This is a genomic window from Arthrobacter sp. BC5 (assembly GCF_056680255.1).
In genome coordinates, this window is the sequence record NZ_CM155273.1 from 2659916 (window position 1) to 2674203 (window position 14288).

The 14288-nt window shown below is 62.8% G+C and carries 12 protein-coding genes; 3 read left to right on the plus strand and 9 right to left on the minus strand.

All coding sequences use genetic code 11. The features are described from left to right. Positions 1 to 549 precede the first annotated feature (549 nt). The gene (locus AC1MFI_RS12405) at positions 550 to 2229 is read left to right on the plus strand and encodes a GAF domain-containing sensor histidine kinase (protein WP_479820872.1); all 1680 of its coding nucleotides are present in this window, start codon (positions 550 to 552) and stop codon (positions 2227 to 2229) included. On the opposite strand, the gene AC1MFI_RS12410 is transcribed toward AC1MFI_RS12405, so the two are convergent. The 5 genes from AC1MFI_RS12410 to AC1MFI_RS12430 all read right to left on the minus strand — a co-directional run bounded on the left by AC1MFI_RS12410 (position 2223) and on the right by AC1MFI_RS12430 (position 5746). Next, entirely contained in the window at positions 2223 to 2867 is a 645-nt protein-coding gene (locus AC1MFI_RS12410; protein ID WP_479817231.1) for a response regulator, read from the minus strand. The two genes, AC1MFI_RS12405 and AC1MFI_RS12410, sit on opposite strands and share 7 nt — an antisense overlap. 235 nt (positions 2868 to 3102) lie before the next feature. Further along, positions 3103 to 3627 (minus strand): hypothetical protein, encoded by a 525-nt coding sequence (locus tag AC1MFI_RS12415; RefSeq protein WP_479817232.1) that lies wholly within the window; start codon positions 3625 to 3627, stop codon positions 3103 to 3105. 85 nt (positions 3628 to 3712) lie between these two features. Beyond that, the gene (locus AC1MFI_RS12420) at positions 3713 to 4240 is read right to left on the minus strand and encodes a recombinase family protein (protein ID WP_479817234.1); all 528 of its coding nucleotides are present in this window, start codon (positions 4238 to 4240) and stop codon (positions 3713 to 3715) included. A 157-nt stretch (positions 4241 to 4397) separates the two neighbouring features. Then, positions 4398 to 4940, minus strand: a complete 543-nt coding sequence (locus AC1MFI_RS12425; RefSeq protein ID WP_479817235.1) for a dihydrofolate reductase family protein — start codon at positions 4938 to 4940, stop codon at positions 4398 to 4400. Between the two features lie 353 nt (positions 4941 to 5293). Next, complete coding sequence (locus AC1MFI_RS12430) at positions 5294 to 5746, minus strand: MarR family winged helix-turn-helix transcriptional regulator (RefSeq protein ID WP_479817236.1); 453 nt, start codon at positions 5744 to 5746, stop codon at positions 5294 to 5296. A 70-nt stretch (positions 5747 to 5816) separates the two neighbouring features. Here AC1MFI_RS12430 and AC1MFI_RS12435 point away from each other — a divergent pair, with 70 nt between their 5' ends. Next, positions 5817 to 6302: a maleylpyruvate isomerase family mycothiol-dependent enzyme gene (locus AC1MFI_RS12435; protein ID WP_479817237.1), complete on the plus strand. Its 486-nt coding sequence runs from the start codon at positions 5817 to 5819 to the stop codon at positions 6300 to 6302. Positions 6303 to 6329: 27 nt separating this feature from the next. Here the strand turns inward: AC1MFI_RS12435 and AC1MFI_RS12440 are convergent, their stop codons facing one another. The 3 genes from AC1MFI_RS12440 to AC1MFI_RS12450 all read right to left on the minus strand — a co-directional run bounded on the left by AC1MFI_RS12440 (position 6330) and on the right by AC1MFI_RS12450 (position 11731). Next, entirely contained in the window at positions 6330 to 7580 is a 1251-nt protein-coding gene (locus AC1MFI_RS12440; protein ID WP_479820873.1) for an IS256 family transposase, read from the minus strand. A 543-nt stretch (positions 7581 to 8123) separates the two neighbouring features. Then, positions 8124 to 8564 (minus strand): class F sortase, encoded by a 441-nt coding sequence (locus AC1MFI_RS12445; RefSeq protein WP_479817238.1) that lies wholly within the window; start codon positions 8562 to 8564, stop codon positions 8124 to 8126. Positions 8565 to 9058: 494 nt separating this feature from the next. Beyond that, positions 9059 to 11731 (minus strand): coiled-coil domain-containing protein, encoded by a 2673-nt coding sequence (locus AC1MFI_RS12450; RefSeq protein WP_479817239.1) that lies wholly within the window; start codon positions 11729 to 11731, stop codon positions 9059 to 9061. 279 nt (positions 11732 to 12010) lie between these two features. On the opposite strand from AC1MFI_RS12450, the gene AC1MFI_RS12455 reads away from it, so the two are divergent. Then, positions 12011 to 12724, plus strand: a complete 714-nt coding sequence (locus AC1MFI_RS12455; RefSeq protein ID WP_479817240.1) for a response regulator transcription factor — start codon at positions 12011 to 12013, stop codon at positions 12722 to 12724. 431 nt (positions 12725 to 13155) lie between these two features. Here AC1MFI_RS12455 and AC1MFI_RS12460 read toward each other — a convergent pair whose 3' ends face one another. Continuing rightward, entirely contained in the window at positions 13156 to 13551 is a 396-nt protein-coding gene (locus tag AC1MFI_RS12460) for a DUF7793 family protein (RefSeq protein ID WP_479817242.1), read from the minus strand. Positions 13552 to 14288 lie beyond the last annotated feature (737 nt).

The following is a 14288-nucleotide window of genomic DNA, read 5'->3' on the forward strand; positions in this document are numbered from 1 at the left end:
GGGCGGATCGCGATGTCGCGCGGACGATCGTTGACGAGACATCTCCGCGATGGTAGGTGGTGCAAGGCGTGTGCGGGGGTGATTCCGCCGAAGGTTCTACGCGGCGGGTCATGGAGATCGGTGCCTACCTGGAGTAGACGCTGGGGTGAGTGGACGAAAAGATGCAGGTCAGCGCGCAGACGGCCGCGGCCGTGGACGTACAGGGCCTGGCAGATCGTCTCTGGGCCCACCTGCAACTGCTGCCGGTCACCACAAGCCATGGCAAGGTGCTCACTGATCTGTTCCGGGTTCCACTTCACACACGACTTAGCCTGCACCAACGAGGCTAGCTCCGGATCATTGAACGTACCGGCCTTCAGCCGCCGTCCGTACAAGATGACTCCAGCGAAAATCAGATCCGCTATGGCGTCGATGGGTAAGCCCGGAACTGAAGTCATCGAACTCTGTGCAGTTGTTAGCATGGGGAGAGAGGCGCTGGGGCTTTCACCTATTGGATTCAGGGCGATAGAACTTGCCGTGGACGACATTCTGAATGGTTGGAGTGCTCTCATGTGGCGTGAACCCATCAGACAGCGGACCCGCGAACTTCTTCGGGAGTTCGTGGAAAGAGCAGGCGAACTCGTCAGAACCCAGGAACATGTGGAGGGCCTGCTCGGAGCCGTCGTTTCCCTGGCAGAGGACCTGAGTTTGGAAGCGGTGCTGGACCGGGTCGTCCAGTCAGCCTGTGAACTTGTCGGAGCCCGGTACGGAGCCCTCGGGGTCATCGGTGGTGACCAGCAGCTGGGCCATTTCATTACCGTCGGCATTGATGAGGACGGGGCCCGGCTCATCGGTGATCTTCCCACCGGCCATGGCGTGCTGGGGCAACTGATCCGCGAACCCAACCCGTTGCGCCTTCATGACCTGGGCGAACATCCGATTGCGTTCGGTTTCCCGGCCAACCACCCGCCGATGCGGACGTTCCTGGGCGTACCGGTTCGGGTGCGGAATGAGGTTTTTGGGAACCTGTACCTGACCGAGAAAATCGGCGGCGTCGATTTCACGGCCGAGGACGAGGACCTTGCAGTTGCCCTCGCCGCTGCCGCCGGCGTTGCAATCCAGAACGCTCGCTTGTTTGAGGACAGCACCAGCCGCCAGCGGTGGCTGGAAGCGGGCATGGAAGTCAGCGACAGCCTGAAGGCCCGTCCACGGTCCGACACCGAAAACCTGGACATGATCGCAGAACGGGCACTCCACGCTTCGTCCTCGTCGTTAGCCCTTATCGCGTCGGTGGCTGGGGACGGGAGTATCAGATGCCGGACCTCCGTGGGGGTACAGTCGGTGCCCGGCGGGCAGGAGCTACCAGCCGGTACGGTGCTGCCCGAAGTGCTGTCTACCGGGGAAACCCGGGCTTTTTCGGATCCACTTCAGGTATTCGACCCGGCGACGGGCGAAAAGCTTGGCCCGGTCCTGGTGGCAGCCCTGGGCAACAACAGCGACGGCCACCGCGACAGTGTGTTGATCCTGGCCAGGCCTTCCGGCGGGGCGCGCTATACGGAGGTGGAGGTTGAATCGAGCACCATGTTCACCTCCCGCATAAGCCTGACCCTGGACCTGCTGAGGGCGAACCAGCTGCGCGAGGAGCATGCCCTGTTCATCGACCGGGAACGGATCGCCAGGGACCTGCATGACCTGATCATCCAGCGGCTGTTCGCTGCCGGACTAAGCATGCAAGGCCTACGCCGCTACACCTCCGATCCGGCTGCCCACGAACGCCGGATCGCAAGTATCACTACCGAGTTGGACGACTGCATCCGTCAGCTTCGCGACACCATCTACTCCCTCCAGGCCCGTGGGTTCGGCCAGGAACTGCTCAGCGGACGCGTTCTGCGCGCGGTGCAGGAGACTGCCAGTGCTGCCGGGGTCCTTCCGAGGGTTCAGCTCTCCGGGCCCGTCGATGATGCTGTGGGGCCGGAGGTGGCCGAACAGCTGTTGCCGGTGCTGCAAGAGAGCGTCAGCAACGCGGTCAGGCACTCGGGGTCGGAGGACATCGATGTCCTGCTGTGTGCGGAGGAGAGTGAGGTGGTGCTCACGGTCCGGGACAACGGGTGCGGCTTTGAGAACCCGCAGCGGGTCAGCGGTCTGGACAACATGAGGAGCCGGGCCTACCGCCTGAGCGGTACGTGCATCATCGAGAGCACGCCGGGCGAGGGCACGAACGTGACCTGGACGGTGCCCATCGCTCATTGACGTCGGGGCAGGGTTTGCCGACCCTCTCCGAGGGGGACCGCGATTGGTACCAGTGGGGCCCAGCGGCAGAATCCCAACTTTTGAAGTACGGAGGACACACAACCCGCCACCGCCATTTGAGGGAGCATTAACTCCCGTCCGATCTGCCGGTTCGTCAGGCCCCGTGCCATGAAGGCAAGCACTGTCCGCTCCATCTCTGTCAGCGTGCCCAACCAGGGAGCTCCAGCAGTGGCGCCGAGGCTTTCGGCTATCCGTGCCCGGAGATCGGCCGGCAATAATGGGCGGCCGGCAGAGGCGCTTCGAACGTTGTCAATCAGTACGCTGTTGTCCCGGATCTGCTTGAAAACGTACCCGGATGCGCCTGCAAGGACGGTGACCCGCACAGCGTGCTGTTCATCCCAGCCAGTCAGGAGCAGGCATTTGACCTCCGGGGACGTGGTGCGCAGATGTCCGCAGACCTCGATGCCGGTGCCGTCGGGCAAATGGTCGTCCAAAATAGCTACATCTGGTTTCATGATTGAGATGAGACGAGTGGCTTCGGCGGCTGATTCGCTTTCACCCGCGACCTCAAAACCCTCATGCTCCAGCACGTCCCCCAAGCCTTGCCGGACCACTTCGTGGGCGTTCACGATGAACACCCGGATCGGCAAGGCAGGATACCGAACCTCATCCGATGATGTTAATGCTGTATGCACGATGGTGCTCTCATCAGTCCGATGGTACGAAAGCTTTCCATCAACATCGCCTGGCGTCTTGAAGGAGCGTGAAAGCTCATGCAGGAGCGGCGAAAGCAGTGGATGAGCGCCGACTGAGAATGACGTGGATGCAGCCCGCCCTCGAGACGATAGTGTGGCAGGCGCCCGGCACCGGCGTTCAGGACGGTGCGAGAAAGAACTCCAATGACTGAAAGGTCATATCAGCCTCGCTGAAAGCCGGATTGGTGTGCGGGTACAGCCTGTCCAACAGCCCACCATTGCACTGGAGCCGGTGACGGGCAGCACTGACGACACGGCTGGCGTGAGCCACGTCCCCGGAACGACGTGCCAACGAAAGGGTCAAGCCCTTGATCGAACTGAGGGCCACCGCGAGGACGTTCGCATCGATCTGACTGCCCGCCGCCCGATGACGGCGCAGCCGGGCAGCGAACCCGTCCCATACTTCCTGCGCTGCGATCCGGACCACTTCCGTTCGTGCCTCGCCCTCGGGCAGCCCCCTGGTCAGGAGCTCCTCGTGAAGCCGTTCAATCCGGGCAGTCAGTTCTTGGGTACTCGGCCTCCCTTCGCATCCTGCGAAGCTGTCGGCGCTGAAGTTGGAAGGATGCAGGAGCATGTCCCTGCGGTGCGATGCTTGCGCCCGTGATGTCAGGGCAGTGTGGAGGGTGAGAGTGTCAGCGGTCATGCCGCTCCTTTCAAAGTCCAACTAGTCCGACGGCGGGCCCGCTTCTTCGAGGCCTCACCACCGAGGTGTCATGCGTGGCGTACGGTCAAATCCAGTCCGGCCTCGCAGAGCGAGGACCCGGAACAGCAACCCTGACAAGGATGACAAGCACTCCACGTATACCTATAGGGCTGAAAGTCCCTTTTGTGAGCGTTAGCAGCCCCGGTCGGCCGCGGGCCATCGCCGCTGCCAGTCCGTCCTTCGTGCGTTCGACGTTGATGCCGTGTTCGAACTCTGCGATCGCCGCGAGCTTATGGAGGAACAACCGTCCGCCGGGCGTCCTCGTGTCGATGCCCTGAGAGAAGGCCTTCAATCCGACGCCCCGTCTCTCACGTCCGTCGAACACTTCCTTGAGTTTCCCCACGAACCGGCCGAGGCGGTCGAGCTTCGTGATCACGAGGGTGTTGCCGGCCCTTAGGTAGTCGAGTGCGTCCTCTAGGGCCGGTCGTCTTGCCAGCACTCCTGGTGCGTGTTCGATGAGAGCTTTTCCGCAGACTGCTGCTTCGAGTGCGTCGGTCCGACCGTCGAGGTTCTGGACCTCGGTCGAGACGCACGCATATCCGACAGCTGCCATAGCTCAAGACTCATCGTCAACGTGCCTGACACTGCGTAGCTCTCGGACACGAGACATGAAACACCACGCGCCGTTCTGGCTGTTCTGGTCACAAGTGGGAGGCCTCGCAGATCCCGGGTGGAGGATGTGAAAGGGGTGGCTACTGCCGGCCGAGCGACTACGAGCCGCTGACCGGGACGTAGCGTTCGGCCCGTACCCCCGAGGCGAAGTTGGTCGTCCCGACAAGCTTCAGGTTGAGCGGCTTAGCGAGTCCCTCGAAGAGCCGGGGTCCGTGGCCGACGAGGGTGGGGGAGACGACGAACTCGTACTCATCGATAAGTCCGGCGTCGGCCAAGGCGAGAGGCAGCGTGACGCCGCCGACGTACAGCTCGTCTCCGGGTTGCTCCTTCAGCTTCTTGATTGCTTCGACAGGGTCGCCGGTGAGCGATTCGGTATTCCAACCATCGGGTTGGCGCGTGCTCGACACGAGGTACTTCTTGGCCGCGCTGATCGACTCCTTGAACGGCCACATCCATGGCGGTAGATCCACAGCCGTCCGCCAGAACTCCATCAGCTCGTAGGTGGTGCGGCCGAGAATGATGGCATCGGCACGAGCAATGGTCTGCGCCGCGTGGTTATGGGACTCCTCATCCACGGTGCCGGCCATGTGGTCGACGCAGCCGTCGAGCGAGACATTGATGGAGTATCGCAGAGGTCGCACCGATTCAGGGTGACACGGTTTTGAAAACCGTGCCATAGGGACAGAGTCTGAATTTTCCGCCGGGGGCGCCTGCATCTAAGGACCAAGCTGATCCTCGCGACCCTGGCACTGCTGACCGGGATCTCGAGGACGGGCTCATAGCTGTCTGTGACGGTCTCAAGGGCGGATTGATGCTAGATGGGCGACAGAGAAAACGATCGAGTAGCGTTCGACGACTTCGAGTGCAGCCATCAGCCTGCCGGTAGGGGGTCTGTAACCGGGGGTGCAACCGCGATCGTGGCCTCCATGCAATCGGGGACCGGTCAGCCCGTCATCGGGAGGTGGGTAGGGATCTCTTGTGTGGTCGCCGGCGTCTAGCTGTAGGGATCGGTCAGCCGACGCAGGTCGGTGAGTGCCCGGCGCAACTGCCGGTACTGTCGTGGCCCGAGGAATGCCTGCCACTCGGCTTCGACATCAGCGACGGCCCGGGCCGCCACGGGGATCATCTCGGTACCGCGTGGCCCAATGGCCACCAGACGGGCACGGGCATCTGAGGGATCGGCTGTCCTGACAACATAGCCGTTGTGCTCGAGGTCGCGTACGAGAATGCTCGCAGTCTGCTTGGTGATCCGCGCCTGTTCCGCCAAGTCGGTCAACCTTGTGCCCTCCGGCCCGATTCGCTGAAAGACCCGGGCCTGGGCCGGGGTGAGGTTCGTGAAGCCTGCAGTCTCCAGGGCTTTGAAAACCCGAGTCTCCATGTCCCGGTAGGGGATGTAGAGGAGCAGGCCGGTGTTGAGATCCCCGGCGGGCAGGAACGTATCTGTCATTGACCCTCGACTTAGTCAGGAAACCTGACTAAAATTAGTCAGGTTACAGTACTACTTTAGCGGGGTCAGCATGAAACTCGATGAGGTCTGGGAACACGTCGACACGGAACGGGCAGCGCTTGCGGACGTCCTTGAAACCCTCACCCAAGGGCAGTGGGAACGCCCGTCCCACTGCCCGGGCTGGAGTGTCAAAGATGTAGCGGCACACGTCATCTCCTCGCCGCAAGTATCGGCCACCGCCATCGCAGGCGCACTCCTGCGCGCTCGAGGAAACTACGATCGAGCCATCTTCGCACTCGCCAAACAGGCCGGCCAACGGCCCAGCACCGAAATCACCTCCGACTACCGCCGTCTCAGCGGCTCCCGCCGCCACCCGCCGGGCACCTCGCCCCTGGAACCGTTGATGGATGTCCTGGTCCACACTCAGGACATCCTCCGCCCGCTGCACCTTCACCACGACATGCCCGTTCGGGCGGCCTGGGCCGCGGCCGAGCGGGTCTGGACCAAGGCATTTCCTTTCCAGGCCAGAAAGAGACTGAAGGGGACTGTCCGATAAACGGTGTGTGGGGTCCGGCGGTTTTCATCAGTAAGTGGTCTTCTCGAACCGGCCCGCGAAGGTAATCGCGAACGCGTTGAGCGCCGGCTTCCACCTGATCACCCAGCGTGCTTTGCCGCCGCCAGTGGGGTCAAGGGACCGGGTCACGAGATACAGGCATTTCAGCGCCGCGGCCTCGTTCGGGAAGTGGCCCCTGGCGCGCACCGCTCGGCGGTAGCGGGCGTTGATCGACTCGATCGCATTCGTCGTGCAGATGACCCGTCGGATCTCCACGTCGTATTCGAGGAACGGCACGAATTCCGCCCAGGAGGATTCCCAGAGGTTTACGATCGCCGGATACCGCTGGCCCCACTCGGCTGCGAACTCCGCGAACCGGTCCTTCGCCGCCGCTTCGGACGGCGCGGTGTAGACGGGTTTGAGGGCTTTCACGATTCCGTCCCGGTGTTGCCGGCCGGCGTAGCGGAAGCTGTTGCGGATCAGGTGCACGACGCATTGCTGCACGACGGTCCGCTCCCAGGTCGTGTTGATCGCCTCGGGCAGGCCTTTGAGCCCGTCGCAGACGGCGATGAGCACGTCCTCGACGCCTCGGTTTTTCAGCTCGGAAAAGACCTGCAGCCAGAACCTCGCTCCTTCACCTCCGTCGCCGGCCCAGATGCCCAGGATGTCGCGTTCCCCGTTCGTGGTGACGCCCATGACGACGTAGAACGGGGTGTTGCGGACCTGCCCGTCCCGGACCTTGACCACGATCGCATCAACGAAGAGGACCGGGTAGAGCGGGTCCAGCGGACGGGAAGCCCACTCGCCCAACTCGCCGGCGACCTTCTCCGTGATCCTCGAGATCGTGTCTTTGGAGACCTTGGCCCCGTAGACCTCCTCGAAATGCGCGGCTATTTCACCCGTGGTCAGTCCGCGGGCGGAGAGGGAGAGGACGATCTCGTCGATGCCGTCCAGGCGTCGTTTCCGTTTGGGTACGATCACCGGCTCGAACGAACCGTCCCGGTCCCTTGGCACTTCGATTTCGACCGGGCCGATCTCGGTCAACACCGTCTTCGGCCTCGTACCGTTGCGCATGTTCTCTGCGATCGGTGTCTGCCCGTGCTCGTGCCCGAGGTGCTCGGTCAGCTCCGCTTCCAGAGCGGTTTCCAGCACGTTCTTCGTGAGCTGGCTCAACAAGCCACCAGGGCCAACCAGGCTCACGCCCTGCTCCTTCGCCTGGGCGAGCAGGCGTTCAGCAAGGTCCTTCTGATCGATGGTTTCTCCCGTCACAGGATCGATCATCGCCTCTGATACTTCGGTCGTGAAGTCGTTCACGGCCATCTCCTCTCGGATCAGGCCGAACCCTCACACACCGTTTTTCTGACAGTCCCGACTGAAGGGCTATCGGCTAGCGGCGACCGATACCGATTGGACGGCAGGCCAAGGGCTACTCATTGAAGGGCCCATGTCCGAACTGCTGCTCTTGCTGACGGGGCGAACCTACGGGCTGACGCAGCTAAGCGGTGACGGCGCAGTAGATTTACAGGCGAGGACTCAACCATCACCTTAAGCGGGTGATACTCCCGCAGGTGGACGGCTTGACGTCCGGGTGCAGCAGGGATCCATGATCAGGCTCATCCAATGGTGGCTTACCTCGAGCATCCGGTACAGCTACTGATTCGCCCGCGCCACCCTCCGGTTGCCATTGCTGCTGCTGCCCATCCCACCCTGTGTGCATCATGGCCAGTAGCGTGTGGGCTTCCTCGTGAGGTGCGTAGGGCGTGTAGTTGTATCCGGCACCACTGGGAGCTCGAGGATCCACCCCTCCCGAATTACAGAGGGGTGTCAGGTGGTCTTGGGTAGGGCGGTGATGACGACGTTCTTGCCCCAGGGTTCTTCGGTGTAGCAGCTGATGAGTACGACACGGTTGGGGGTGATGTCCCAGATGTCGCTGTCTTTGAGTGTGTCTTTGTCGTGGGTGATGACGGAGTCCACGACGTAGGCGAGTTTGCCTGCTTCGGTGGTGAGGGTGAATTCGGACCCCAGGAGGGTTTCGTCGCTGAGGCGGTTGAAGGGGGCGTCTTTGCCGTCCCAGCTATGGCCGACGATGTAGGTGGTGTCATCCGATCCGGTTCCTGGGGAACCGTAGGGAGTGAGCCAGTAGGCGTCGAGGGTGAGCGGGGGGACCAGCTGTTGCGATGCGACCTCCGTCGCGCTGGGGGTCAGGGGCAGCACGGCGATGTCGATAGCCGCTGCCGGGAATTCCAGTGCTGTGGGCTGTAACACTGTCCTATCGCCCGAAAATGCAGGAGGCGTAGGAGTCGGTAAAGGAGTTTCGGCTGGTGCGGAGATTCCAGCGGAAGGTGTTGTGAGTTCACTTTGATCAGCTTGCGCCGGCCCGGCAGTTGTTGGGTTGGTGTTGTTCGTCGGGCCGGACGGAGCTGGGGTTGCGACGGCTGAGATGCTGCTTGATGCGTCTGGTCCGGTTGAACCTTCTGATGCTGCCGGCGGCATCAGAGCAGCAGAGATGACGAGTCCGGTGGCTGCCACTACAGGTAGTGCCAGCCACCGCGCCCGGCGTTTGGACGGGACAGCCCGACGAGTCTGGCGCGCTACTCGGTCACTCGGGCTGTGGGAGTGCTGGGACTGCTGCTCCATAATGTCCTCGGCTCGTACGGTCGGGTGTGAAGTGCTCCGGCCCCGCCCCGCAGGATAGGGCTGCGAAACGGGGCCGGAAGATTCACTTCATCGAAGATGCCTTCAAGGGGACGAGGTGGGGTTTACTGGTCGTTCATCTTCAGTGATCGGCGTGCCCAGGCACCGGCTGCAGCAAGGAGCCCGAAGCTGGCGGCGAGCATTCCGCCCAGGGGGACCCCCGCGTCGGAGGTGTTCTCCACAGTGGTGCCGGTCTGGACGTTCATGCCCCGCTTGGCCCCGGAGAGCGCCGACCCCTTGCCTCCGCTACCGCCGGTGCCGGTGTTCGCGACAACTCCGGTGCCGGTGCCGGTGCCGCCACCGCCGACGACCTCGACGTTGCCGTCCCCATCGATGTCGATGTCGATGTCGATCGTGGTCGTGCCGGAGCAGGCGACGATCGCCGCGTCGAAGAGGCCTTCGAGGGCTCCGAGGTCGACATCGATTGCGCCGGCATCAATGCGGATCTCGTTCGCTGCTGCGACCGCGGCAGCGAGGCGGGCGTTGGCGGCGATGATCGCGGGAAGGGCCGCGGCTGCTGCCAGTGCGTCCCTGGCTTCCTCGACGCCGTCCTCAGCGGCCGCCAGCGCAGCGAGGGCTGCATCGAGATCGGCCTGGGCTGCATCAACATCCTCCCGCCCTTCAGCGGCTGCCTCCTCAGCTGCGGTAAGGGTTGCCCGTAGGCCGACAAGATCGATACCGGCCTGGATGCTTACCTGCGCCGCACGTGCTTTGTCGATGTCATCCTGCAGTGCGTCGAGGTCGATGTCGGCTTCCGCCTCGGCCTGGGCGGCGAGGGCGTCCCGCAGTTCGATCCGCAGGGCAGCGAGAGCATCCGCTGCGTCGTCCCTTTCTTCCTCGAGGGCGTTGAGGGTGGTTTGCAGGGCTGCGATCCTGGCCGTTCCTTCACCCTGGAGTGCGATGGCCGCGTTGAGGGTGGTTTGCAGGGCTGCGATCCTGGCCGTTCCTTCACCTTGGAGTGTGATGGCTGTGTTGAGGATGGCTTGTAGGGCTGCGATCCTCTCTGCACCGTCGGCCTGCTCTTCCAAAGCCACAGCGAGGGCGATTCGGAGGGCCCCGATGGTCCTGGCACCTTCGGCTTGATCGGCCTGAGCATCGGCGAGGACGACCCGGAGGTCTGCGGTGTCCTGCACGTTGGCGGACGCAGCGTCCCTGGCCTCATTGAGCGTGATCCCGAGGGCGATGATGGCCTGCTCGTTTGCCGCTACAGCACCGTTGGCGAGTCCGAGCTCGACCTGCAGGTTGGCGACAAGAGTCTCACCTGCCGTATCGGCGTTGACGGCAGCGACGAGGGTGGCTTGCACGTCTCCCAGGGTCAGCTGGGCGCCGGCCAGAGCGGTGGTGGCTGCTGCGAGGTTCCTGCGGGCCGTGTCGACAGCCGGGGAGTCGACGGACACGGCAACCAGGGTGGCCTGGGCATTTGCCAGTACAGTCAGTGCGGCCGTGTTGTTGATGTTGGCCTGATCGAGGGCGGCCGCTGCCGCGTTGATCAGTGCCTGGTCTCCGGTCCCGACGGCCAGGGCCAGGTTCGCCTGGGCCGTGAGGACGGCAGTGTTGGTGGTGGCGGCGTTCTGGATGGCCACGTTCACGGCGCCCTGGGCCTCGGCGATGACTCCGGCCTGGACAGCGAGTGCGTCATTGAGGACACCAGCGGCGACGTTTGCTTCGACCTGTAGTCCGTTGACGGCGTTGGCGGCAATGGTCACGTTCGCGGCGGCGGTATCCACGGCTGCCTGCAGGCCGGGGAGGGCACCTATTGCAGCCTCGAGCCGGAGCGTCAGGTCCGCCGCGTTGCCGGCCAAAACAGGTCGTGCTGCAACAGCGTTGTCAAGGTTCACTCCCGCGGTCACGACAGCGGCATCCAGTCCAGCCTGAACGCCGGCCACTGCGGCAAGGTTCGTCTCTGCGGTGGCCACAGCTGCATCGAGACCGAGCTGAGCTTCCTCCGCGTCGCCAAGATTCACCTGCGCGGCGAGGACGGCGGCGTCGAGGGGTTCCTGGTCTTCCTCAGCATCAGTGAGGTTCGCTCGAGCGGTCACGACAGCGGCGTCGAGGGGTTCCTGGTCTTCTTCGGCGTCGTCGAGGGCGTCCTGCGCGATAGTGACAGCGGCGTTCAGGGCTACCTGGTCTTCCTCCGCGTCGTCGAGGGCGCCCCGGGCGGCATCGACATCAACGTTCAGGTCGGCGAGAACACGGACGGCAACGGTGACACGGTTTTCGGCGGCTTCGACGTCAGCCTCACGCTGCGCCAGAAGGGCTACGGCGTCCGCCCGTGCCGTCACCGCGGCGTCAACGTCGGCCTGGGCAGCAGCAAGTTCCCTCAGCGCGATATCGAGATCGGTCTGCGCGTCGAGGGCGGCCTGGTCGAGGGGTTCCTGGTTCTCTTCCGCGTCGTCGAGGGCGTCCTGCGCGGCGACGACGACGGCCTGCGCGTCGGTCAGGACGATCAGCGCCGCATCAAGGGCGTCCTGAGCTTCCTCGATGTCACCGGGAACGGCCGCGACCAGGGCGTCGCGCTCGGCCAGGGCGGCGAGCACGGCCTCAAGGGCTGCCCCCAGCTCATCCGAGAGTGCCTGGTCTGCTTCGGCGTTGGCCAGAGCCGCACGGAACAGGTTCTGGGCCGCGAGGCATTCTGCGGTGTTTGGTGCAGCCGAAGCCGGGGCCGCGGTAAAGAAAAGACCGCCGGCTACGAGAGCGGCGGTCGAACCAGCGGCAAGAAGACGGGTGTGCTGAGCCATGACGATGTTTCCCCTTTGAAGAATGCTTTCCTAAATGAAGCGAGCGAGCAGGACATACCGTTGGCTCTGAAAATCTGCTGGGAGACCTGAGAACTTCCTGAGACCGTGTCCTAGTTCTTATGCCACACCCACGCCCATCGCCTGCGCTACAGCCAGACGGTTCGACATCTTTAGCCGAATGGCTAGTAAGTAGCCTGAGTAATCTCTGGAAAATACCCAAGTGGTCAGCCAGACTGAACGAGTGGCCAGCGTCGGCCACCTTGGGGGCAAGTAGGAGACATGCGCAACGCAGTACGGTCGCAGGACCATGTAGGAGTCCATCTGGCGTCGAAGGACGTCCTGACGATTGCCGGCCTGAGGCAACTCCTCAAACCATGCTCGTTCATCACGATCACCGGAACGAGCACCGACGACGCCACCACGATCTCAGCAATCACACCCGACACCCCGGATGTGCTCCTCTTCAGTGCGAGCACTGAGCCCGATGTGCACCAGGTTGTTCGGGCTGCGCGCGCCACCAACAAGATGTTGAAGATCGTCGTCCTGACTGATGAAGTCCTCGCCGCGCAACTCATGGCCTCCCGCCAGACACGCCTCGAAGGAATCCTCACCAGCGGTGGGGACTGTCTGCAGGACATTGGCGCGGTCCTTCGCATTGTGCACCATGGAGGGCAGGTAACATCCCGCTACGACGAGGCCCGGCAGCACTCCCGCTCGCGACACATCAGCCCGAAAGTAGCAGCACGACTTCGCTCCCTCTCCGCCCGGGAATCCACCATCCTGCGGGAAGTGGCCAAAGGCTACACGAACGCGGAAATCGCCAAACCCCTCCACGTCAGTGTCGCCACCATCAAAGCCGACCTGGCCCGCATCATGACCACGATGGGAGCCTTCAGCCGGGTCGAACTCGCCGTACTCGCGGTGCAAAGTGAACTTATGGATGGATCTGCCCACGCCCAGGATGACGTGCGTCCACTCTCTCCGCTCACCTGACGGAAGGGTGAAGCCCGGCGTGACCGACTAGTTACGGAAGATCAGCTCGTTCAGCCTGAATATGACTTGGTCTTTCAAATATGTTCGCGCTCCTCGCCATGTGCGCTCACAGAAGACCCGAGCTCCTCGTTGTGCCAGTCCAGCGTGCCGACTCGCCGGAGCGATATGCTCGCCCGTAACCTCACTTCCATAAAAACTCAGCAGGTCCCGAACAAGACCCTGCAGTACGGGCTTGCCTGACACGTCCGCCACCTGCACTCCTGCGTCGCGCAGGGCATGCGGGGCGGGACCGCCGTCTATGCCCTGCTGGTCAGTGAGTGCTGTGTGCATGGCGGCGATTGCGCGTGATGTGCTGCAGAACAGGGCAGGCTGCCTTCGGTAGTGGTCATAGCAGAATCTCTTCCCACCACCGGTCGACGTTGTCGTGCCCATCAGCGGCGGGAAGGAATGGACGCGGTTCGGGGGCGGGGTCTGAAGGGGTCAAGGTCGATGGTCAGACTCAAAGTGTGCTCGACGGGGTCCTGGCAGAGTATGTCGTGCATGACGCGCAGCCACCGAAGCGCCTCGTCCTTGTCAGTGAAGTACTCGGAGGGATAGACGGCGTGCTCGTAGGGGGCGGAGAGCATCCGGTCCATCGGGGTACTGCCGAGCATCGCGGCGACCAGGATATTCCGCGCGGAGGAGAACACCCGCCGCGCCTCGGGCGAAACATCGATGGTCATGCTCACGTCGACGAGCAGGGCGTACTGGCGGTGTTGGGTGAGTTCGAAACTTCTCTGCAGGATCTGGAGGGCGTCCTGCTCCGTGATGGACAGCGGTTGTGACATGGAGACGAAGACCGCACACCGGTCTAGGCGCACAATACGGTAATTTCTGAAGCTGGTATTGGCTGCGCTCACGCTGGTCAAAGGCTCTCCCGGTCACGAACAGGTACGGACATCACCTTCGTCGATGCCAACCCAACACCTGCTGCGAGACCAGCCGGACCTGAAAAGATCCTTTCATCCTAGCTGAAGGCACTCATGGTCACCGAACCCATACTCTTACGAAAGCGTAACCAACTCGATGAAGAAGTGAGCTGCCCAGTCCTTTTACATCGGGCATATGCCAGACGGGAGTGTCCATGAGGTATCGGCGGCGAGCTGCAACTGTCATCGCCGTACTAGCTCTTCTATCGGTCTCCATGGAGTTAAGCGGAGTGCTGTTCCCTAACCTCACGGATGCTCCGGCCGATAGACAAGCGTTAAGACCGACCGCGACGTCCGTCTTCGCTCTTATCTATGCAGCTCTGATCGCCTTCAAGAGATCCCTAATCTTCAAGCCCACCGCCAGGAGATGGAAGCGGGTGCTCCTAGTCGTCCTGGCTGTAGGGGGAGTAGTTCTTGTCCTGATTCACGGGTTCACCGTCCCGTTCATCGGCTTTGTTCTCTCGGGCCTAACCTTCGCTGCATGTTTACTCTGGTTTGACTCCGACGTACGCAGCGCACAAGACAAGGAGGAGAATTTTCCCCTGGGTTGATTCGGGTAATAAGTCGCCAGGCTTGCCTGGAGCTCTTACCCCATT

Excerpts from the sequence above, each read along its gene's own strand:
- AC1MFI_RS12440 (WP_479820873.1), bottom strand. The coding sequence starts at position 7,580 with ATGATCGATCCTGTGACGGGAGAAACCATCGATCAGAAGGACCTTGCT.
- AC1MFI_RS12430 (WP_479817236.1), bottom strand. The coding sequence starts at position 5,746 with ATGACAGATACGTTCCTGCCCGCCGGGGATCTCAACACCGGCCTGCTC.
- AC1MFI_RS12455 (WP_479817240.1), top strand. The coding sequence starts at position 12,011 with ATGCGCAACGCAGTACGGTCGCAGGACCATGTAGGAGTCCATCTGGCG.
- AC1MFI_RS12405 (WP_479820872.1), top strand. The coding sequence starts at position 550 with ATGTGGCGTGAACCCATCAGACAGCGGACCCGCGAACTTCTTCGGGAG.
- AC1MFI_RS12420 (WP_479817234.1), bottom strand. The coding sequence starts at position 4,240 with ATGGCAGCTGTCGGATATGCGTGCGTCTCGACCGAGGTCCAGAACCTC.
- AC1MFI_RS12450 (WP_479817239.1), bottom strand. The coding sequence starts at position 11,731 with ATGGCTCAGCACACCCGTCTTCTTGCCGCTGGTTCGACCGCCGCTCTC.
- AC1MFI_RS12415 (WP_479817232.1), bottom strand. The coding sequence starts at position 3,627 with ATGACCGCTGACACTCTCACCCTCCACACTGCCCTGACATCACGGGCG.
- AC1MFI_RS12435 (WP_479817237.1), top strand. The coding sequence starts at position 5,817 with ATGAAACTCGATGAGGTCTGGGAACACGTCGACACGGAACGGGCAGCG.
- AC1MFI_RS12460 (WP_479817242.1), bottom strand. The coding sequence starts at position 13,551 with ATGTCACAACCGCTGTCCATCACGGAGCAGGACGCCCTCCAGATCCTG.